This window comes from Sphingomonas sp. FW306-05-A (genome assembly GCF_058782275.1).
Genome location: NZ_JBYSXN010000001.1, coordinates 51,492 through 72,701, shown reverse-complemented (window position 1 = coordinate 72,701; position 21,210 = coordinate 51,492). Strand labels below are relative to the sequence as shown.

General features: G+C 67.1%; 21 protein-coding genes. 3 read left to right on the top strand and 18 right to left on the bottom strand.

Going from position 1 to position 21,210, the window contains the following annotated elements:
• Positions 1–5: 5 nt before the first annotated feature.
• The 9 genes from AC3WJR_RS00340 to motA are packed head-to-tail and all read right to left on the bottom strand — an operon-like array spanning position 6 to position 7,143.
• On the bottom strand, positions 6–542 hold the full coding sequence (locus AC3WJR_RS00340; protein WP_354283994.1) for a chemotaxis protein CheD: 537 nt from the start codon (positions 540–542) through the stop codon (positions 6–8).
• Positions 539–928 carry a response regulator gene (locus AC3WJR_RS00335; RefSeq protein ID WP_277969008.1) on the bottom strand — a complete coding sequence of 130 codons (390 nt, stop codon included), beginning with the start codon at positions 926–928 and terminating at the stop codon, positions 539–541. Before AC3WJR_RS00335 ends, AC3WJR_RS00340 begins: the two co-directional genes overlap by 4 nt.
• A complete protein-coding gene (locus AC3WJR_RS00330) occupies positions 929–1,969 on the bottom strand; it encodes a protein-glutamate methylesterase/protein-glutamine glutaminase (RefSeq protein WP_354283991.1) in 1,041 nt (346 codons plus the stop codon).
• Positions 1,969–2,847 (bottom strand): CheR family methyltransferase, encoded by an 879-nt coding sequence (locus AC3WJR_RS00325; RefSeq protein ID WP_492721336.1) that lies wholly within the window; start codon positions 2,845–2,847, stop codon positions 1,969–1,971. The genes AC3WJR_RS00330 and AC3WJR_RS00325 overlap by 1 nt, the downstream gene beginning before the upstream one ends.
• On the bottom strand, positions 2,844–3,416 hold the full coding sequence (locus tag AC3WJR_RS00320; RefSeq protein ID WP_492721334.1) for a chemotaxis protein CheW: 573 nt from the start codon (positions 3,414–3,416) through the stop codon (positions 2,844–2,846). Before AC3WJR_RS00320 ends, AC3WJR_RS00325 begins: the two co-directional genes overlap by 4 nt.
• Complete coding sequence (locus AC3WJR_RS00315) at positions 3,413–5,596, bottom strand: chemotaxis protein CheA (protein ID WP_492721333.1); 2,184 nt, start codon at positions 5,594–5,596, stop codon at positions 3,413–3,415. The genes AC3WJR_RS00320 and AC3WJR_RS00315 overlap by 4 nt, the downstream gene beginning before the upstream one ends.
• Positions 5,593–5,958, bottom strand: a complete 366-nt coding sequence (locus AC3WJR_RS00310; RefSeq protein ID WP_277969011.1) for a response regulator — start codon at positions 5,956–5,958, stop codon at positions 5,593–5,595. Before AC3WJR_RS00310 ends, AC3WJR_RS00315 begins: the two co-directional genes overlap by 4 nt.
• Positions 5,955–6,284: an STAS domain-containing protein gene (locus AC3WJR_RS00305; RefSeq protein WP_354283983.1), complete on the bottom strand. Its 330-nt coding sequence runs from the start codon at positions 6,282–6,284 to the stop codon at positions 5,955–5,957. Before AC3WJR_RS00305 ends, AC3WJR_RS00310 begins: the two co-directional genes overlap by 4 nt.
• Positions 6,259–7,143 carry a flagellar motor stator protein MotA gene (motA, locus tag AC3WJR_RS00300; RefSeq protein WP_354283981.1) on the bottom strand — a complete coding sequence of 295 codons (885 nt, stop codon included), beginning with the start codon at positions 7,141–7,143 and terminating at the stop codon, positions 6,259–6,261. The genes AC3WJR_RS00305 and motA overlap by 26 nt, the downstream gene beginning before the upstream one ends.
• Before the next feature lie 171 nt (positions 7,144–7,314).
• Between motA and AC3WJR_RS00295 the strand changes: the two genes are divergently transcribed.
• Entirely contained in the window at positions 7,315–7,674 is a 360-nt protein-coding gene (locus AC3WJR_RS00295; protein WP_492721331.1) for a flagellar biosynthesis regulator FlaF, read from the top strand.
• Positions 7,675–7,696: 22 nt separating this feature from the next.
• Here AC3WJR_RS00295 and AC3WJR_RS00290 read toward each other — a convergent pair whose 3' ends face one another.
• The 9 genes from AC3WJR_RS00290 to AC3WJR_RS00250 all read right to left on the bottom strand — a co-directional run bounded on the left by AC3WJR_RS00290 (position 7,697) and on the right by AC3WJR_RS00250 (position 17,343).
• Positions 7,697–8,314: a response regulator transcription factor gene (locus AC3WJR_RS00290; RefSeq protein WP_354283977.1), complete on the bottom strand. Its 618-nt coding sequence runs from the start codon at positions 8,312–8,314 to the stop codon at positions 7,697–7,699.
• A complete protein-coding gene (locus AC3WJR_RS00285; RefSeq protein ID WP_492721329.1) occupies positions 8,311–10,923 on the bottom strand; it encodes a PAS domain-containing sensor histidine kinase in 2,613 nt (870 codons plus the stop codon). The genes AC3WJR_RS00290 and AC3WJR_RS00285 overlap by 4 nt, the downstream gene beginning before the upstream one ends.
• A gap of 225 nt (positions 10,924–11,148) precedes the next feature.
• Positions 11,149–12,267, bottom strand: a complete 1,119-nt coding sequence (locus tag AC3WJR_RS00280) for a helix-turn-helix domain-containing protein (protein ID WP_492721327.1) — start codon at positions 12,265–12,267, stop codon at positions 11,149–11,151.
• Positions 12,268–12,377: 110 nt separating this feature from the next.
• The gene (locus AC3WJR_RS00275; RefSeq protein WP_354283971.1) at positions 12,378–12,917 is read right to left on the bottom strand and encodes a hypothetical protein; all 540 of its coding nucleotides are present in this window, start codon (positions 12,915–12,917) and stop codon (positions 12,378–12,380) included.
• The gene (locus AC3WJR_RS00270) at positions 12,914–13,981 is read right to left on the bottom strand and encodes a sigma-70 family RNA polymerase sigma factor (RefSeq protein ID WP_492721325.1); all 1,068 of its coding nucleotides are present in this window, start codon (positions 13,979–13,981) and stop codon (positions 12,914–12,916) included. The genes AC3WJR_RS00275 and AC3WJR_RS00270 overlap by 4 nt, the downstream gene beginning before the upstream one ends.
• 215 nt (positions 13,982–14,196) lie before the next feature.
• Entirely contained in the window at positions 14,197–15,162 is a 966-nt protein-coding gene (locus AC3WJR_RS00265; RefSeq protein ID WP_492721324.1) for a peptidoglycan-binding protein, read from the bottom strand.
• Positions 15,159–15,593 carry a hypothetical protein gene (locus AC3WJR_RS00260; RefSeq protein WP_492721322.1) on the bottom strand — a complete coding sequence of 145 codons (435 nt, stop codon included), beginning with the start codon at positions 15,591–15,593 and terminating at the stop codon, positions 15,159–15,161. Before AC3WJR_RS00260 ends, AC3WJR_RS00265 begins: the two co-directional genes overlap by 4 nt.
• Positions 15,577–16,914: a flagellar protein export ATPase FliI gene (fliI, locus tag AC3WJR_RS00255; protein WP_492721320.1), complete on the bottom strand. Its 1,338-nt coding sequence runs from the start codon at positions 16,912–16,914 to the stop codon at positions 15,577–15,579. Before fliI ends, AC3WJR_RS00260 begins: the two co-directional genes overlap by 17 nt.
• A gap of 3 nt (positions 16,915–16,917) precedes the next feature.
• On the bottom strand, positions 16,918–17,343 hold the full coding sequence (locus tag AC3WJR_RS00250) for a flagellar biosynthesis repressor FlbT (protein WP_492721319.1): 426 nt from the start codon (positions 17,341–17,343) through the stop codon (positions 16,918–16,920).
• A gap of 164 nt (positions 17,344–17,507) precedes the next feature.
• On the opposite strand from AC3WJR_RS00250, the gene AC3WJR_RS00245 reads away from it, so the two are divergent.
• Positions 17,508–18,812 carry a flagellar hook protein FlgE gene (locus AC3WJR_RS00245; RefSeq protein WP_492721318.1) on the top strand — a complete coding sequence of 435 codons (1,305 nt, stop codon included), beginning with the start codon at positions 17,508–17,510 and terminating at the stop codon, positions 18,810–18,812.
• Between the two features lie 292 nt (positions 18,813–19,104).
• Positions 19,105–21,207, top strand: a complete 2,103-nt coding sequence (locus AC3WJR_RS00240) for a FlgK family flagellar hook-associated protein (RefSeq protein ID WP_492721316.1) — start codon at positions 19,105–19,107, stop codon at positions 21,205–21,207.
• Positions 21,208–21,210 lie beyond the last annotated feature (3 nt).

Sequence of the window (21,210 nt, the reverse complement as noted above, 5' to 3'; positions counted from 1 at the left end):
TACCATCAGAAGAGTTCGATTTCGCCACACCCGGCCGGCATGCGGGGCGTGATCGGCGGCGGTAGCGGGCGATCCGCGACGGTCTTGCACCGCACCTTCCCGTCATAGGGACGGAATTCGACCTTGCGCGCCAGCGTGCCCCCCGTGTCGCTCTGACCGACCGTGATGCCTTCGGTTGCGAGGAAGCGCTTGGCAAAGGCCGCATTGGCGGATCCGATCCCACCGAGCCCGGCGATGATGTTGGCCCCACCGTACAAATTGGCGCGCAACCGGCCGCGTTCGGCCCCCGCCTTCATCATCGCGTTGATCAGCAATTCCATCGCATGAACCCCGTAGCGTTGCAGGTCGACGTCGCGCAGCAGCTGGTCGGCCTGAGGCTCCCCCAGCAGGAAGTGGTTCATCCCGCCGATCCGCGCCTCGGCATCGTGCAGGCAAACCGCGATACACGACCCGAGCAGCGTCGAGATGATCGCATCGGGTTCGCGCACGACGGCATGTTCGCCCTGGATGATCGGGATGCGGCGCGCGGGCGGCGCGCTCATGTCAGGGCACCGAAGACGCGTTCGATCTTTTCCTTCAGCGCCGCCGGCGCGAACGGCTTGACCAGATAGTTGTTGACCCCGAGCGCCGCCGCCTTCTGCACGATCTCGCGGTCGGACGAGCCGGTCAGCATGATGAACACCGTCTTGGCGAGCACCTCGTCGGTGCGGATCGCGCGCAGCAAGTCGATCCCGTCCATGTCGGGCATGTTATAATCGGAGATCACGAGGTGTACGCGGTCGGTGCGGATCGCGGCGAATGCTTCGCTGGCGGACCCCTTGTCGCGAATGTCCTTGAAGCCGAAATCCTGGAGCGCACGCCGAATCATTGCGCGCATGCTCGCCTGATCGTCGACTACCATGACCTTGATTGCTGACGCGGCAGGCATTTATGGCTCCCTATTCTGCCCGTCGCGGCAGGCGGCGAGAATCGCGCCGGCCATTTGCGACAGACTGACTTCCTGATCGACCGCGCCGATTTCCAGCGCAACTCGTGGCATTCCCCAGACCACGCAGCACCCGCGTGTCTGGCCGAAGGTACGCGCCCCCGCCTGACGCATCGCGAGCAGGCCGCGTGCGCCATCGTCGCCCATCCCGGTCAGGATCGCGCCGATCGCCTTGTCGCCCAGCGGGGCGACCGAGCGGAACAGCATGTCGACCGACGGGCGATGCCCGTTGACCCGGTCCTCCGCGACTAGCCGGACCTTGCCCGAAATGCCGCCGTCGAGGATCATGTGATGCGTACCCCCCGGTGCAATATAGACGGTTCCCGGGAGAAGCGGCGCGCCGTCCTGCGCTTCGCGCACATTCACCGCGCAATCGCGATTCAGTCGTTCCGCGAATTTGGTCGTGAACGCCGCAGGCATATGCTGGACGATCAGCACGGGCGGGCAATCCGCCGGAAACTGCGGCAGGATGTGAAACAACGCTTCCACCCCGCCGGTCGATGCGCCGATCGCGATGACGCGCTGGCGGAAACCGCTGCGCGCGCCTGCGGGGGCGGCCCGGCGCTGGATGTGGGTCCGCCGTGCGCGCGACGCGGCGGCGTCGCGTACCGTCTGGCACAGCAAGGCGGCGTCCTGCTGCCACCCCGCCGGCCCACCGGTCGGCTTGGCGACGCAATCCACTGCGCCCAGCCGCAAGGCCTCGATCGTGGTGATCGCCCCCGCCGCGGTCAGCGACGACACCATCACCACCGGCATCGGGCGCAGGCGCATGATCCGTTCGAGAAAGGACAGCCCGTCCATCCCCGGCATCTCCACGTCGAGCGTGATGACATCGGGGTTGAGATCGCGGATCAGCGCGCGCGCCGCATGCGGTTCGGGCGCCGCGCCGACGACTTCTATCTGCGGGTCGGATGACAGGATCCGCGTCAGCGCCGCTCGCATCGCTGCGCTATCGTCGACGATCAAGACGCGTGTCCGGCGCATCAGTCGGTATCCCGTGGTTTGTAGATCGTCTGCCCGCACGCCTGCATTCGTTCCGCGGCGGCGCCGATCAGACGCTCCGAATGGCCGATGTAGAGGAAGCCGTCAGGGGCGAGTTGGTCCACCAGACGCGCCTCGAGCTCGGCCTTCGCGGTATCGTCGAAATAGATCATGACGTTGCGGCAGAAGATCGCATCATATTGCTGACGCATCGGCCAGCGCTCGAACAGGTTGAGCACACGCGCGGTGACGAGCCGACGCGCCGTATCGGCAACGCGGAACCCTGCATCGTCGGGAACGAGCCACGCCTTCTGATAGGGCGCGGGGATCGGTTCGACGGTCTGCGCGGAGTAACAGGCACGGTTGACCGCATCGACCACCGGTTGCGAAATGTCGGTCGCGAGCAACTTGACGTCGCGGCCCTGCATCCAGCGTGCTTCGGCGGCGTTTTCGCCGAGCAGCGTCATCGTGATCGAATAGACCTCTTCCCCGCTGGAACACCCCGCCGACCAGATCCGGATCGGGCGACCCGCGGGCCGCGCGCGCAAGCGCGGCAGCAGGGTCGACCGGAAATGCTCGAAATGGTGGTTCTCGCGGAAGAAGTGCGTGTGGTTGGTGGTCAGCGCAGTGACCATCCGCCGCCGTTCGCCCGCATCGCGCTCGATCAGCGCGACATAGGCCTGGAAGCTGTCGAGCTTGTTCTCGCGCACCCGCCGCGCAAGGCGTGAATGGACGAGCGACTTCTTCGCCGGCGGCAAGTGGATTCGCGCGTCGCTTTGCATGATCCGCGCGAGCGCCAGGAACTCGGCATCGCCAAGCACCGGGAGCATGTCGGTCGTGCCCGCATCGGTCGACGTGGGGGCAAGGCCGATAACGCTCACGCCGCGATATCCAGCCCGGCAACCGCACCCGCGGACGCACCGTCCACAACCGGCGGGGCCAATGGTGCGATCGTCGTGGCGACCGTCCCGGCGACCGCGGTGCTGGTCACGGTCAGCGCATCGAGATCGAGCAGCAGCACCATCGTCGATGCCGCGGCACCGCCGTCGCTGCCGCGCGTGGTGATTTGCACCAGCCCGGCGATCACGTTGGTATCCTGGATCTCGACATCCGGGGCGGGCTGGATCGCGTCTTCCTGGATCCCGACGATGTCGTTGACCTCGTCGACCAGAAAACCGGCCTGCTTGCCCGCGATGCTGACGACCAGCACGCACGAACGACTGTGAATCTCGCTCGGCGTCCAGCCGAGGCGTTCGGCCAGCCCCACGATCGGCACGACCGTCCCGCGCAGGTTGGTCACGCCCAGGATATAGCTCGGCACGCTCGGCAGCGGTGTCGGCGGTGCCCATTCGCGGATTTCGATCAGCGACCGCATGTCGATTCCGAAGGTCTGTTGGCCAAGTGCGAACGTCACCATTTTCAGTTCGCCGGCATTTTCCGTCATGCTCATGCGGCAAGTCCTCGTGTCAGGGTTCGGGAAAGGGGAGCGACCAGCGCGTCGACGTCGAGGATCAACGCGATCGAACCGTCGCCCAGGATCGTCGCCCCACCCAGTCCGCGGATCGGGTGGAGGTTCTGTTCGAGACTCTTGATGACCACTTCGCGGCGGTCGTCGATCGTGTCGACGATCAGGCCGACCTTCCCGGCGGTCTCGCTCTCGACGATGATGACGAGCGATTCCTCGGGCGGCAGCGGGTTGGGATCGGGCAGCCCGAAGATCTGCGTCAGGCGGCGCACGGGCAGATACGTGCCGCGCACCTCGATCACTTCGCTGCCCGGCGTGGTCGCGCGAACCTGGCCCGGCTCGGGGCGGATTGCCTCGATCACATGCGCGAGCGGAAGGACGAAGCGCTGCCCCGCAAGGCGCACCACCATCCCGTCGAGGATCGCGAGCGTCAACGGCAGAACGAGCGTAAAGGTCGTGCCGCGGCCCGGCGTCGAACTGATGTCGACTCGCCCGCCGAGCGCCTCGACGTTGGAACGGACGACGTCCATCCCGACGCCGCGCCCCGAAATGTTTGACACGGTCGTCGCGGTCGAGAAACCGGGCGCACAGATGAGCTGGTCGATCTCCTCGTCCGACAACACCGCATCGGAACCGATCAGTCCCTTTTCGATCGCTTTGGCGCGGACGCGCGTGCGGTCGATCCCGCGGCCGTCGTCGGCGACCGTCACGATGATCCGTGCACCCTTCTGCGCGGCGGACAGGCGGATCGTGCCTTGCGCCGGCTTGCCCGCGCGCAGGCGATCCTCGGGCGATTCGATCCCGTGGTCGACCGCGTTGCGGATCAGGTGGGTGAGCGGATCGCCGATCTTCTCGATCACGCCCTTGTCGACTTCGGTGGTCTCCCCCTGCGTTTCCAGCACGACCTGCTTGCCGGTCTCGCCGGTCAGGTCGCGCAGCATCCGCGGCACGCGGTTGAACGCCTGGCGGATCGGCTGCGCGCGCAGCGACATCACCGTGTCCTGGATCTCGCGCGTCAACCGGGCCTGTTCGGGCAGTTCGACGCGCTGCTGGTCCGCCGGGGACAGCCGGTCCGACAGGATCGACCCGCGGATGACGAGCTCGCCGACCAGGTTGAGCAGCATGTCGAGCTTGTGAAGATCGACGCGGATCGTCTGCGATGCGGTATCGGTCGTACGCGGGTCCTGCTTTGCAGGCCCGTCGGCAACCGCCGTCGCGGTGGCGACCGCAGCCGCAGCCGCGATCGCGGGCGATGCCGCCTCGACCCGTTGGAGCAAGTCGTGGATCGCACCCGGCTCGCGAAGCGGCGCGTCGGCGATGACGGGCGTTGGCGCGGGCGGGAGCGGCTCGCCGCTGGTGCGCATGATCTCGACGATTGAATCGGGCGCGACGAAATCAAAACAGTCGCCGATCTGATCCTCGCCGACATCGCCGGGCAGGCTGATCGTCCAACGCAGATAGGCATGCTCCGGGTCGAGATCGCGCAGCGGCGGCAGGCCACTGGTGTCCACGCCGGTGACGTGCCCGCCCAGACCCTCGAGTTCGCGGATCACGAGGATCGGCTCCGCTCCGTTGGCCATCGCATCGCGCGACGGCGCGAACAGGATCGTCCATTCGGGCTCGACCAGAGCAGCCGGCGCAGTTTCCGGCGCGGCAAAATCCTCGATCGCGACCGTCACCGGCTCGAACCCGAACGGATCGATCTCGTCGGCAATCGCGGGTGCAACGACGGGCGGCGCGACGGCCACGGGAGCCTCGACCGGCGCGGCGGGTGTCGCGCCCTGCCCCGCGAGGATCGCCTCGAGCGCGGCAAGCGATGCGGCATCGTCGGGCAGGCCCATCGTGCCCTGCGCAGCGGCGACATGGTCCGACAGTTTGTCGAACGCGCCGAGCATCACCGTGATGACCCCCTGCGTCGGCGCGATCCGGCCAGCGCGGATCTCGTCGAGCACATTCTCGAACCGATGCGCGAAGGCGGTCAGCGCGGCATGGCCGAACGCCCCTGCGCCGCCCTTGATCGAATGGACCGCGCGGAACACGCTGGCGATCGTCTTGGGGGCGGTGTCGCCCCCCTGCATCGCGGCCAGACCCTGTTCGGCGGCGAGCAATCCTTCGGCGCATTCCTCGAAGAAGATGCCCTGGATCTCGTCGAGTTCGTCGCTCATGGACACACCCGACGGATCGCCGCCCCCAGTTTGGCCGCCTCGAACGGCTTGGTGATCCACCCGGTCGCACCCGCCGAGCGCGCGCGCGCCTTCTTCTCGTCCGAGAATTCAGTCGACAGCACGAGGATCGGCGTCCCGCGGAACTGCGGCAGCGCACGCACCGCCTCGATCAGCTCGAAGCCATCCATTTCGGGCATGTTGATGTCGGTGATGAGCAGGTCGGGCTGCACCTCGTGCATCCGGGCGAGCCCGTGGACCCCGTCATTGGCGGATTCGATGCTGAACCCTTGCGCGGTAAGCGAGGTTTTCAGCAGCATCCGCATGCTCGCGGAATCATCGACGGTCAGAATCAATTTGCTCACGATTCAACGTCCTCCTCGGCGGTGATCGCCAGGGTGTGATTGAGGCCAAGCGCCGCAATGCGTGCGGTGAAGGCTGGGCTGGGGTTGGTGATGGCGAAGGCCTGGCCCGCCGCCTGCGCATCGATCCGCGCGGCGATCAGCAACTGGAGCACCGCCTGTCCGACGCTCTCGACGCGGCTGGCATCGACGTTGACCCGGTCGCCCAGATTGGCGGCGAGGACGAGCCGGACCTTGAGGTCCTCGGCAGTGACGGTGGTGCCGTGCGCGGGCAGGTGGATCGTGTCCACCGTGCTTTCGGGATCAGGCTGGTTGGGCATTAAGGTCATTTTTTGCCTCGTCGAGTGCGGTCTCGAGTTGCTGGAACGTCGGCGCATGTTCCGACGGGGTGGCGCGGCGCGCGATCTCGATCGCGACCTGGGTCGGCATGCCCTGGGCGTGCGCGACGATGGCGGTCTTGGCGATGACGAACGGCTTGCCGTCGGCCTCGATCACCTGGAGCAGCTTGGATGCGAGCGGACCGACCAGACAGTAAGCGAGCAACACGCCGAGGAACGTCCCCACCAGTGCGCCGCCGATCATCGCACCGAGCACCTCGACCGGCTTGTCGATCGACCCCATCGTCTTGATGACCCCGAGCACCGCGGCGACGATGCCGATCGCGGGGAGGCCGTCGGCCATTGCCTGCAGCGCATGTTGCGGCGCGAGTTCGTGGTGGTGGTGCGCCTCGATGTCATTCTCCATCGCTTCGGCAAGCTGATGCGGATCCTCGAAGTTGACCGTCATCATCCGCAGGTAATCGCAGATGAACTCGATCAGGTGATGATCCTTGAGCAGCCGTGGGAAGCGGTTGAACAGGCGGCTTTCCTCGGGCGTGTCGAGATGCGGTTCGATCGCGGTCGCGCCCCCTTTCTTGAAGGTGACGAGCAGCCCGAACAGCAACGTCAGCAAGTCGCGGTAGTCCTGGTCCTTCCACCGACCGCCCTTGAACGAGCGGAGCAGTCCCCCGCCCGCCTGCTTGACCACGCCGAACGGGTTGGACACGACGAACGCGCCGATCGCGGCCCCCGCGATCGCCATCATCTCGTGCGGCAACGCGTGCAGGATGATCTCCATCTTGCCGCCGCTCATCAGGAAGCTCCCGAAGACGCAGGCGAGGATAATCACGAAACCTACGCCGTTCAGCATATGCGGTGCCTATCCCCCTTCCGACCTGCGACAGCGCGGTCTGGCAGATTATAGAGCGGGGTCGGGGTCACCGGTTGCGGGGGGCGGGTTTTCGCAGTGATGCTGCCGGTGCGACCGATCGCGCGCGGGTTCGCCTAGAATGGAAAGCGAAATCCAGTTGCAGGAGCGTTCATGTCGGTCGAAGCCTATCGTCGCGCGCGGACGATCGTCGAAAGTCCCCGCGCCACCGAACGCCGCCTGATCGGCCAGATGGTCGGCGACATGATCGCCGCACGCGACCAGGGGCTGCACGGGGTACGCCTGATGCCGGTGCTGCATCGCAACCGCGAGATGTGGAACACCTTCGCCGCCGCCTGCGGTGCGCCGGGCAACGCGCTGCCCGATACCTTGCGCGCGGGGATCATTTCGATCGGTTTGTGGGTCGATCGCTTCACCAGCGACGTCGTCGCCGGGCGCGAGCCGATCGAACCGCTGATCGGCGTCAATCGCGCGATCCTCGACGGACTTGCCGCGGAATCGCTTGCCGCCTGACGGGGTCGGGCGTGACGCCGGATCAGGCCGGCGTCACCAGTCCTGCCGCGAACGCCAGCCGCAATGCCTCCGACAGGCTGCCGACGTCGAGCTTCTCCATCATGTTGGCACGGTAGATTTCGACGGTTCGCGGCGACAGGTCGAGATCGTGCGCGATCACCTTGTTGGCGCGCCCCTCGATCAACCCCAACAGTACTTCGCGTTCGCGGGGGGACAAGGTCGCCACACGGCTGCGCGCTTCCACGACCCGGGCATTGCGTGCGCAATCATCCTCGAACCGGCAGAACGCCGCCTCGATCACCTCGATCAACTGGTCGGGATCATAGGGCTTCTCGAGAAAATCGAGCGCCCCCGCCTTCATCGCCTGGACCGCAATGCCGATGTCGCCGCGCCCCGTCAGCATGATCGTCGCGAACCGTTCGCGCATCGGCTGGAGCGCGCGCAGCACGTCGAGCCCGGTCGCGCCGGGCATGTGGAAATCGAGCAGCAGCACCCCCTGGTCGGCGGCGTCGATCGCCGCGAGGAACGCATCCCCCGAGGAATAGCCGCGAACGATCAGCCCCGGGATCTGCTGGAGCAACGTCTGCAGCGACAGCCGCACGGGATCATCGTCGTCCACGACATAAACGCTTCGCATCATCGCTGTTTGCCCCCAGGCTTGATGACGACACGCGGGACGGTGAAGCTGAATGCAGCCCCCCCCGCGGCCAGATTTTCGGCGCGCAGGCTGCCGCCATGCGCCTCCACGATCCGCCGACAGATCGACAGGCCGATCCCCATGCCCGCTTCCCCCTTGGTCGACGTGAACGGCATGTAGAGCTGCGACAGGATCACGTCGGCGATCCCCGGCCCCGAATCCGACACGGTAATCTCGATCCAATCCGCGTCCAGCGCCCGTGTCGCGACCCGGATCCGCCGATTGTCCTTGGGCATGGTATATAGCGCATCGAGGCTGTTGCGCAGCAGATTGACGAGCACTTGCTGGATCTGGATGCGGTCGGCGAGCATATGGTCCGCCTGTGGGTCTAGATCGTAGCAGATCGCGACGTCGAGCCGTTCGTAGCCGACGAGAACGAGCGCGCTCGCCTCGCGGATTGCGGTCTCGACCGGTTCGACACGCGAATCGGTCTCGTGCCGTGCGGCGAAGTCGCGCATCCGGCGGATGATCTCGCCCGCGCGCAACGACTGTTCGCCCGCCGCGGTGATCTGTTCCAGCAACATCGCCGAACTCTGCCCGCCCTGGTCGGCATGCTGCGCAACGCCGCGACGCGCCGCCGCGAGGTAATTGGCGATCGCGGTCAGCGGCTGGTTGATCTCGTGCGCCAGCCCGGCCGCAAGTTCCCCCATCGCGTTGAGCCGCCCGACGTGAGTCAGCTCGCTCCGCAGCGAGTCCAGGCGTTCCTCGGACTCCAGCCGTTCGGATATGTCGCGAACGAAGCCCGTGAACACGCGCACGTCGGCATAGCGCGCCTCCCCCACGCGCAGCTCGATCGGCACTTCCTGCCCGTCCGCGCGCCGTGCGGTCAGGAAACGCGTCCGATCGAGCACGCGTCTGGTACCGGTCTCGCGATAGCGGCGGAGGTAATCGTCGTGGTGCACGCCGTGATGATCGGGCATCAACAGCGCAACGTTCGCCCCCACCACCTGTCGCGCGGCATAGCCGAACAGCCGCTCGGCGGCGGGGCTGAAGGTCAGGATGATGCCCTTCTCATCGATCACGATCATTGCATCGGGTACGGTTTCAAGCACGGACCGCAATTGCGCCTCGCGGGCGGCCAATTGCGTTTCGTTGGCGACGCGGTCGGTGACGTCGATGTTGACCCCGATCGCGCGATCGGGATGGCCCTTTTCGTCATAGAAACAGCGCGACGATCCCTCGATCACGCGAACCTCGCCGTCTGGGCGACGCATGCGATAGGTAAAGGAAAACCGATCCGCCTTTGCCCAGATCGCCGCTGCCATGCGGCGCTCGATCGTTTCGCGGTCCTCGGGGAAGACATCCGCCGCCCAGCTTGCGTAGTCGCGGATCGTGCCCGGCGCGACCCCGAGCATCGTCTCGGTGTTGCCGACCCAGTGGATCGCGTTGCTGCGCGCATCCCATTCGAACACCCCGATCGAATGCGCCTGCGCGGCCAGCAGCAGCCGGGTCTCGCTGTCACCCAGCGCGCGTTCGGCGGCGGCGCGCGCGGTAATGTCGCTCATCGACAACACTGCACGCGTGGTGCTGCCATCGGCACTGCGCGCCTGTTCGAGCACCCGCACTTCATGTCCGTCGCGATGGCGTTCGATCAATTCGGTGCCGCCGACCTTGCCGGGGGCGCCCGTGGGTAGCGGCGGCGTGCCGTCCAGCGTACGCGAATGGAGCAGCGCATGCTTGTTCTGCCCGATCGCAAGCGCCGCGGGCCAGCCGTACAGCTCCTCGCATCCGCGCGACCAGTAAACGATCGTCCCGGCACCGTCGACCATGACGATCGGACCGTTGTCCAGCGCGCGTGCAAACTCGCGCGTCGCCATGCGTTCGGTGACGAGCCCGGTGACGAGCCACCAGACCACCGTACCAAGAATGATCGTCTCGAGCGGCACGACCGCCAGCAGCTGGATCAGGTCGGGCGGCAACGGCACGATCAGCCCCTGCACGACGACGATCAGCGCGGGCGTCACCAGGATGAACGGCAAGACGTAATGCAGATTGTGCCAGCCGGGATTCTCCTGCTGGGCAAGCACCGCGAGCGCACCGTCGCACGCCTCGACCAGCACTGCCGCGGCGAGAACAATCGCAGTAATCGCGATCGGCAGGGCTACGGCAAGGTCCATCAGGGGCGTGACCGACCCCGGCGATGGCAGCATTCCGGTCGCGTGGAGCGTCACGCTCGCGGCGAGCATCGCTAGGCTTGCCGCAAGCGCCGCGGTCAGCGCGGCCACCCGCATGAGATCGACCCGCCGCAGCCGCAGCAACGCGACGCTGATCACCAGGAGGATCAGGATCGCGGGCGTGATGCCGGCGTGAACCGCTTCCGTGGCAATGAACGGATGCTGGAACAGACATAGCAGCGCGATCAGCGTGCTGCTGAACAGCAATGACGCGATCAGCCAGGTCGGCGCCGGGCGCAGCGCCGCGATGAACGCGGCGCATACCGCCAACAGACCGGCAAGGTCATCGGGATGCGCGGGAAGATCACGATATCCGTAATCCAGCAGGCGGGGAAGATCGAGCGACCATCCAAGCAACGCAACCGTCGTACTGACCACGCAGACCGACAGGCTGGCGATAAGACTGGAACGACGGACGGGGTTTGTTGCCAGATGCGCAACCGCTGAATTGGGCACTATTCTCCCGCTCGGCCAAGCTTCGCTAATGATCGACAATAAGCGACGACTACCGTCGAAACGCAATAGTCGTTGACGGCGCGATGCCACATGGCAGTTGACGAAAGGTTACGTGGCGCAAGCGCTCCTGCCCAAAACCGCGTCGGTTCAGACGAAATACGCGCTGATAATGGCGCCGAGTTGTTCGGATGGACGTTCGTCGAACGCGATTTCGATCGCGGGCGTGGTGCTGTAGCCGAACATCCGGCCATCGCGGTCCACCGTGACAGCGACGATGCGGTAGGTGGCGACGGTCGCATCCGGGTTTGCTTGCGTCTGGTCCGACGATGCCGGCACGTCCCCCTCGCGCACGACCGCGAGCCCGCCCGCCACCGGATAGCGATCGGGGTCGACAATGACGATCGCATTGCCCGGCAATCCGCCGCCAAGTGTCGGTCGACCGACCCGCAGGCCGAACGCGCGGGGTCCCCATCCGGCGTGGTCCGCGATCGTGCGCCCGGTTGGCGTGCGCGCGACCAGCCCGTCGCCATGCGGCACGCCGTACACCGCGAGCTGCCGTACAGTTGGCGGGGGTATGGCGACCCGGCCGACTCCGTCATTGCCGAGGTTCGCAATCTCCGCGCGCAGCGCGAGCATCCGTTCGCGCATCCGCTGGCCGCGCACGGCCGGATTCTGCATCACTGCGACCATCGCCTGCAACGATCCATCGGCGGACAATTGCTCGAGTTTCTCGCGCAGGCTCGGTTCGTCCGACACCTCGAGCAGCGCGAAGATCGCCGCCTGCGTCGCCTCGTTCCAGCGCGCGAACGGGCGTTGTGCATTTTCGATGCGCGACAAAGTGACAGGCGCAATCCCGTACAGCCGCTCGATCGCGGCGATCGTCAGCGACCGGTCCGCTTGCCGCCGCCACCGGATCGCAGCTGCCAGCGACAGCGCGAACTCTTCCTCGGGAAGATCGGGCGCGCGCCGGTCGGCAAACGGCGCAGCCCAGCGTTCGATCGAAAAATGCGCGGCGTCCACGTCGAGCAGTAATTCCTCGGCGCGGACCCCCAGTGCCTGCGCGATCTTGGCAAGTTCCTGCGCGCGCGGGACGACTTCACCCCGTTCGATCTTCGACAGGCGGATGTACGGAATATCGGCGACACGACCCGAGAAGGGCAACAGCCGTGCATAGCCCGCACGCTGCCGGGCTTCGCGAACGCGGTTGGGAAAAACCACAGCGCGGAATGGATCGAACGCCATCATGGGCTTTGCGTGAGGCATCATGTCACCTTCCGCCAAGCGAACACACCTTCAAACTTTTGCTTGCCGCGCAAGCATACCCCATCCGAACCATAGAACGGTGCGCCTAGAGGGTAAATGCTCCATTCCGGAGGTTATTGCGATGCAGCACTGGCCGTCCGCGGGACGCGCAATACGGCCAGGCCACCATCGGGAGCAAAGCGCTTCAACGCGGTCAGCCCGCGCGGGTCGGCAAGCCTGCGGTCGATCCAGCCCGGCTCGATCGGACACGGGTCCGCGGGCGCGATCGCGACGCCGGTTCCATCGGTAAGGACACCGATCCGGTTGGGACGCACGGGCTTCGGCCAGCGCACCGCCAGCAGTTCGGTGAGGATCGCTGTGGTGCGGATGATGTCATGATCGCGGCGACGACCCCGATCGAGCGGCAGGTCGCTTTCGCGCAATGCGCGGTCCCAGCAGCGTAACCCCATCGCCCCCGTCCGCGGATCGTGCAGTGTCGCGATCAGTAACGGATCGGCGACCGGGTCGCTGCGGACGAACAGCGGGCGGACCGCCAGGCAGAAATTGGCCGCGATCCGGTCGAGCAAGGCGTCACTGCGCGGAAGCGCCATGCTATCGGAAGGATCCGCCTCGCTGGCATCGGGCCATGACCGCAGCACCGCGCTCTGCATCACTGCAGCCGATTGCTGGTCGGCGCGGCGATGCCGTAAGGCGGCAATTCCCCGCGCAATGCCTCCAACGTACGCTCGATCGGGTCGGTCCCCTCGATCGCGTCGACGGCGGCAGGATCAAGCACGATCACGCGCGCCAGCGCATTGTGCGGTGCCCGGGCATCGGGAAGGATCGAGGTCTCGGCGGCGCCGTGATCGGTCTTGCGCCGGCGCGGCCACGGCTTGCGACGATCGGCAAAGCCCGCGAAACGGGGGTCGGTGGTCGCGATTTCCGCCACCACGCGCGCCGCGCGCTTGGCGACCTGGCGCATCCGCTCGCGCTCGATCGGGCAGGTTTCGGTGTCGTCGCCAAGCCCCGCATCATCGCTCAGCCGACGCTCGACCAGCGCGCGCTGGGTCGCGATCCGCGTCTCGAGGTCTGCGAGATCAATCGGGTCGGGGGTCGACGGCCTGGCGCGGAAGCGCGGTAGCGAAGGGCTGTCGGCATGGACCGAGCGCACCGCGCGTGCCTTGCGCTTAAGCTGTTCGATCCCGACTTCGCGAAGCTGCGCGACATAGGCGTCGAGCAGCGCGGTGCGCAGGTCGTCCGCCATCATGCCTTCGACGCCGGCTTCGGTCCGGTCGAGCGCGCCCTCGTCCTCGATCATCGCTTCCAGCGACGTTGCCTCGCCGTCCGCGCCGATCGCCGTCGCGTGGAGCGAAACCGTGGTCGCCTCGACCCGGCGTGCGGACTGGCGCTGGTCGGTCATCAGCCGGAAGCGCAGGCTCTGCAATTCGCCACGCAACTGCCAGTTGACGAAGGTCGTGAATTGCGCGCGTGCCGGATCATACGCCTCGATCGCGCGGTGGACGCCGATCGCGCAGCACTGTTCTGCGTCGTCCCAATGCCCGGTCAGTCCATATTGGCGGATAAAGTGCCGGATCCGTGGCGCGATGATCTTGAGCACCGCAGCGAACGCGCGGTCGGCGAGGATCCGCTGGCGCATTGTCGGCGCGACGCCGGGCGCGGGACGGTTTGCGATCACCTCTGCGACGGCGTGTTCAAGCGCGATGGTGGTTTTGGACATGGGCTCCCCCGGGGACGTTCGGGAGCTGCACCGTTGCGGTTCCCGTTGCCCCGACCATGGCGGCGGGCGTTAAACGGGGTCATAAACATCCTATACGTATTTCCCCGGGTCGCCGGGCTCCCACTTGGGTCAAACTACGCATAATGGGCATTTTTGCTGGTGAAGATGGGATTAACCATTCTATAGGATGACCCCTGCAGACCCGAACGACACGGTCAGGCGAACCGCTGCGGCTGGACGTTGCGGCTGACATAAGCGGTCAGCCATGCACGGTGCGCGGCGCTCGCGTCACCGGTCGCGGCAATCGCACGACTGGCGCCGCCGCTGCCGATCTGCGCGGTCAGCAGGGTCCGCGCGCGCGTCGCGCCCAGCCCCCCCTTGAGGAAGCGGACGACATCGCCCGGCCCCAGGTGATGCCCGAGATACGCCGATCGCGCGATCGTCGCCGGATCGTTCCCGACCGACAATCCCGCCCGCCGGATCGTGTCGAGATTGCTCCGCGCATAATCGGCGATCGTGTGGATCGCCGCGGTCGAGTCATACCGCAGTGCGAGCAACGCAGCGCGAGACTCGGGCCGGACCTTTCCGCTGGCATCGAGCCAGCCATGCTGCCCTGCCGCGGCATTGAGCCACGTTCCGGGCTTCTGCGCGATCGACTGCCATGTACCGCCAAGGAATTGCCCCAGCCCCGCCGCGCTCGACCGCGGGTTGCGCGAATAGCAATTCCACCGCCCGCCCGAATCCTTCGCCGCCTCCGCCTGCACGATCGCGGCAAGTGCAGTATCGGGGATGCCCGACCGCGCCGCCGCCGCGCGCAAGGTGTCGGCATGGACCGCATTCGGCCCCAGGTTGCGCATCGCTGCATCAGGCGGACAGGATGCAGCGTCGAGAGCGGACGGTTCGCCGAACGTAGCATGGGGGGTGCCGTCATGCCGCGCATCGAACAGCGCAATCAGATTGGAGAGATCGACCCGGTCGGCATAGCGCGCCGACGGATCGCTGGTGGTGGAGTGGGGCTGATCGGACAATCCGTCGAGCGGGGCCGTGCGATCCCCCTGCCCGAGCGCGGCCTGCCACAACCGGTTGGTCAGCGCGCCATGCGCCGCCGCCTCGATCAGATTGGCGCGTTGCGTCGGGGTAAGCCGTGCGGCGTCGCCGTTGGTGCCGACCGGCGCCATCATCGCGGCGTGGCCTGGTGCAAGCGCCGCAATCGTGCGAAGCGCGCCGCGGCGATATCGTCGACCATCGCCTGTTGCTGCCGGTCATCCGCTTGGCGAACGTCGGCCCGGAACTGGTCCGCCGCGGATTCGACCGCGCGGATCGCGGCATATTGCCGTGCCGCACGCTGCCGCAGCAGATCGAGTTCGACCGCCGCGGTCTCCGCTTCGGCACCGCGCCGTTCCCGTTCGCCGCGCGCGTGGGCGAGATACGGATCGCCGATCAGGCGGCTGTCCGCCGCCGCCAGCCGTGCCTCGTCGACGATCTTGTCGACCAGTGCGTGGTGGAGCATCCGCGCTTCGCCTAGCCGCGCGGACGATGCCGCGATCACCTGCGTCAGTGCATCCATTTCGCGGTCGAGCGCCCGAAGCGCTGCGTCATAGGGCGTCTGCATCGGTCCCCTCCATCAATTGCGCCATCGCCGCGAAGGCGTCAGCCGCATCGCCGCGGTCCTGCCGGGTCTGCGTCAGCAGCGCCTCGATCTGCGGCGCGATCCGGATCGCGCGATCGACCTCGGGGTTCGACCCCGTGGTGTAGGCACCGAGCCGGACGATCTCCTCCATGTCGCCATGCGTCGCGAGCAGTGCGCGCGCAGCAAGGCGAATCCGGTTCTGCTCGTCCGACAGGCAATGCGGCAGCGTGCGCGACACCGACTTGAGCAGATCGATCGCGGGATAGCGCCCCCGCTCGGCGATCCGCCGCGTGATGACGACATGCCCGTCGAGGATCCCGCGCACCGCGTCCGCGACAGGTTCGTTGTGATCGTCGCCATCGACCAGCACGGTGAACACGCCGGTGATCGTCCCCTGCCCCGGCAACCCCGGCCCCGCGCGTTCCAGCAGCCGTGGGAGCTCGGCAAACACCGTCGGCGTGTATCCGCGCGTCGCGGGCGGTTCGCCATTGGCGAGACCGATCTCGCGCTGGGCCATTGCGAAGCGCGTGACCGAATCCATCAGGCACAAAACGTTGAGCCCCTGGTCGCGAAAATGCTCGGCGATTGCGAGTGTCGTCCACGCCGCCTGACGCCGGATCAGCGCGGGCTCGTCCGAGGTCGCGACGACGACGACGCTGCGCGCAAGGCCTTCGGCGCCGAGATCGTCCTCGACGAATTCCTGCACTTCGCGCCCGCGTTCGCCGATCAGCCCGATCACCGCGACATCGCACGCCGTCCAGCGCGCGAGCATCGACAGCAGCACCGACTTGCCGACACCGGAGCCTGCGAACAGCCCGAGCCGCTGCCCGCTACAGAGCGGTACGAACAGGTCGAGTGCGCGCACTCCTGTTTCGATTCGACCGCCAACGCGCGCCCGGCCCGCAGCAGGCGGGGGGGCTGCCTTGATCGGTTGCGGGTCGGACCCGTTGGGAAGCAGTCCCAGGCCATCGATCGGGCGGCCCAGCCCGTCGACCATCCGCCCGAGCCAGCGCACCGAGGGCCGCACCGCGAAGCTGCCGTCCTCGAGCCACGCGCGCGTACCCGAACGAAGCCCGTGCGGATCGCGGAACGGCAGGCATTGCGCGCGCCCGGCGTTGATCCCGGTGACTTCGGCGGCGACGACACCGCCGCCGGTTTCGATCCCGATCCGCGACCCAATTTCCGCCGCACCCGCCAGCCCGTCGATCTCGATCAACGCGCCCTGCACCGACACGACCCGGCCGAACCGTCGATCGGGCGATGCGGCGGCGAGCGCACGGGTGGCGGCGGCAAGCGACTGCATCGCTCAGGCCGCCAGCATTGCGGCGATATCGCGCGCGGGCACGCCCTCCTGCTCCATCAGCGTCAGGCATTCGCGCAAGCCGCGGACATAGTCGCACGACGCGACTGCATTGGCGAAGCGGACGCTGGCGGCGCGCGCGGCATCGTCGCCCTGGCGTTCGAGCAGTTGGCCAAGATCGGCGACGATCTGCCGCTGCTGGGCAACGACGTCCTGGCCGACATACGCCTGGAGGCAAGCGTAATACAGCCGTCGTGCGGGGCTCGTGGCTTGCCCGGCGTCCATGATCGCGTCACCGCGCAGCACGGTGGCGCGATTGTCGACGATCACTTCGGTCGCGACGGGCACGCGCAATACGGCGCCGTTGACGATCATCGTTTCACCGTCATGCAATACGAAGCTGCGCACTAGAACGTCCCCAAGGAAAGGCATTGCGCTGTTATAGCTGCCGAGCCCCCCCGTCGGGCGCGCCGACGCGCGAATCACCCCTTGTCTCAGCCTTTTGGAGCAGCCGCGTCCGGGGATGCACCACCCCTCTATGATGGATGCGATATGGCCGGACCCGATCCGGCACCCTGCGACGTGGGAGACCCCGGTTGAGCCTTTATTCCGCCCTTTATGCCGGTGTTTCCGGTCTCAGCGCCGAGTCCGCCGCGATGGCCGCGGTCGCGGACAACATCACCAACATCAATACGATCGGCTATAAGGGCACCGACACGCAGTTCAGCACGCTGGTGACCGACGGCCGGTCGCGCACGACCTATTCGGCGGGCGGCGTCTCGGCACGCCCGCAGGCGCTGATCTCGAAGCAGGGGCTGCTCCAGGCATCGGGCAACACCACCGACCTTGGCATCGAGGGCGGCGGGTTTTTCGTGACGCGGACGGGTCTCGGTGGCCAGGACACGGTCGCCTTCACGCGCGCTGGCTCGTTCAAGCCCGACACCGCCGGTTTCTTGCGCAATACCGCGGGCTTCTATCTGCAGGGCTGGCGGCTCGACAACAGCGGCGCGTTCGAAAACACCGGCAATGTCGCCGCGCTCGAACCGATCCGGCTGAACGACCTCACCGGCACCGCGATGGCGACCAACAGTGTCGAGCTGCGCGCCAACCTCCAGTCGAGCGCCGTCCCCGTCGCCGGACCGGTCACGCGCGGCGACATCGCGAGCGGCACGCTCGCCCCGCAATTCACCCGCGCGATCGACGTGTACGACGCGCAAGGCGGCACGCACCGCGTGACCATGGGGTTCGTCAAGACCGGCCCCAATGCTTGGCACGGCGAAATCTACGCCGACCCGGCAGAGGTGACCGCGCCCGGCGGGGTGCTCGCGAGCGGCGAGATCCGCTTCAATCCCGATGGCAGCATCATCAACGATCCCGCGGTCTATACCTCCGAGATGTTCGGCCCGCTCAATCCCGGCTGGACCAACGGCGCGGCCTCCGACCCGATCACGCTCGCGATCGGCAGCAACGGGGGGTTGAGCGGCCTGACCCAGTTCGGCTCGGAATCGGCGCTCATCACGTCGAGCGTCAACGGCGGGATGCTCGGCAACATCGCCTCGGTCCAGGTGTCGGACGCGGGTGTGGTCAGCGCGGTGTTCGAGAACGGGATCGCGCGCAAGGTCTTCCAACTGCCGGTCGCAACCTTCCCCAATGCCGACGGGCTGACGCGGATGTCGGGCAATGCGTTCCTGATGTCGGATGCATCGGGCAATTACGCGATCAACCGCCCCGGCGCGCTCGGTGCCGGCACGATCCGGGCGAGCACGCTGGAAGCATCGACGGTCGATCTCGCGCAGGAGTTCAGCAACATGATCCGCTTCCAGCGCGCTTACAGTGCATCGTCCAAGATCATCACCACGGTCGACGACATGTTGCAGGAAGTCAGCAACCTGAAGCGGTGATGTGCTGAACACGGTCGACGGACCCGGTGACAGCAAGGCTTCGACTTCGCTCAGCCCGAACGGATTTGGGCTCAGCCCGGACGGGTTTGGGCTCAGCCCGAACGGGTTTGGGCTCAGCCTGAACGGGTTGGGCTCCGCCTGAACGGGTTTGGAGTGGATCCAAGCAACACTCCCCGTTCGCCCTGAGCGAAGTCGAAGGGCCCCTCGCAACAGGGACCGCGGCAAGCGGCAGGAACGGACGGGAACACGACAGACTCAAAGGTCGGCAGCGCACGACGAAAGGGCATAAGACATGGCGCTCAGCGATATTCTCGGATCCGCAATGTCGGGGCTCAACGCCGCGCAGGCGGGCTTGCGCGTCGTGTCGACCAACATCGCCAACGTCGGCACGGCCGGTTACGCGCGCGAGAGGCTCAACATCTCGACCAACGTCATCGGCGGGCGCGTCAACGGCGTGGTCGTCGGTGAAACCACACGCGTCGCCGATCGCTTCCTCGAAGCCGCAAGCTATCGCCGTGCAGGCGATGTCGGATCGGCCGAAACCACCGCGGGCTATCTCGATCGGCTTCAGGCGTTGCTCGGCGCGCCGGGTGCGGAATCGAGCCTGACCGCGCAGCTCGACGCGATCTCCAGCGCGGGCGTCGCGCTGACCGGCTCGCTCGCGGTCGTGCAGAACGCCGATGCGTTCGTCGCCAAGACGAGCGACGCGATCGGCTCGCTCCAGCAAGTCGACCGCGACGCCGCCAGCCTGTCGGCGGATGCCGATGCCGAAATCGGCGACACGGTGACGCGCGCGAATGCGCTGCTGACGCAGATCAGCAATCTCAACGACGCAGTGTCGCGGCTCGACGGGCTGGGGCGGAGTTCGTCGGGCCTGTCGGACCAGCGCATGCTCGCGATCCAGGATCTGAGCGGCCTGATCGGCGTCACGGTGCGCGACCAGCCCGATGGCCGCGTCACGATCGAAACCGCAGGCGGCGCGCCGCTGCTCGATCAACGGCTGCGGCTGCTGTCCTATCCCAATGGCGGCAACGCTGCCGGGGCGGCGCAACCCGCCTACCCGGGCGTCGACATTCGCTTCGCCGATTCCGCAGGGTTGCCCGGCGTCGCAACCGGCGACCGGATCGACAATGCCGCGGTGGGCGGCAAACTGGGTGCTTTGCTCGATTTACGGGATCGCACGATCCCCGGGTTTCGCGACCAGTTGGGCAGCCTGTTCACCGGGCTGAGCCAGGCCCTCAACGCTGCGTCGAACGCCGCCACCGCAACCCCTGCACCCGCGCAGATGATCGGCGCGGTTACCCCGCTGACGGCAGGCGACCGGCTCGGCTTCACGGGCAAGGCGACCATCGCGGTGACGGACTCCGCGGGCAAGCTCGTCGCCGCGGCAAAGCTCGATTTCGATGCGATGGGGCCGCAGGCGACCGTCGGCGACATGGTCACGGCGATCAACGCCGGCCTTGGCGGCAGCGCGAGCGCAACCTTCGCGAACGGCCGCCTCACGCTGTCCGCCACCGCCCCCGGCACCGGCGTCGCGATCGGACAGGATCCCGCCAACCCGTCGCAGCGGGCCGGGATCGGGCTGTCACAGGTGTTCGGGATGAACGACCTGATCCGATCGGACGGATCGACCATCCCGAGCGGCTTCGCGGCGATCGATCCGCATGGGTTCGTCGCGGGCGGCACCGCGCAACTGATGCTGCGCGACGGTGCGGGCCGCGTGCTTGCGCAACACACGCTCACCCCCACGCCCGGTGGCAGCTTCGGCGACCTGGTCGCGGATCTCGCCGCCAGTCCGCTTGGTCGATACGGCAGTTTCGCCCTGGATGGCGCGGGACGGATGCGCTTCGAGCCCAACCCGACCGTATCGGGCGCGGTACTGACCATTCCAAGCGATTCGACCGATCGCGCCGGTACTGGGCGCAGTTTCACGACGATCGCGGGCCTGACCGGCAGCGCGAGCGCACTCGCGACGGGCGAAGTGCGCCCCGACATTCTCGGCAACAGCGGACGCCTGCCGCTTGCACTGCTCGATACGCGCGCGACCGTCGGCGGGATCGCACTCGGCAGCACCGACCGGAGCGGCGCGGCGGGCTATGCCGATGCGCACGCGCGGACGGTCGACCTCGGCATGGCAGGCGCGACTTCGGTCGATCGCCGCGCCGCGCAGGTACTGGGTGGTGCGGGCAGCACCGCCGCGCTCGCCAAGGCACGGCTGACCGAGGCGGCGGCGCGACGCGACGACGCGGTCAACCGGCGCGACAGCTTCTCGGGCGTCAACATCGACGAGGAACTGTCACAGATGGTCGTCCTGCAGAACAGCTATTCCGCCGCGGCGCGCGTCATCAGCACGGTCACCGCAATGTACGACACCTTGTTGACGATGGTTCGCTGAAAG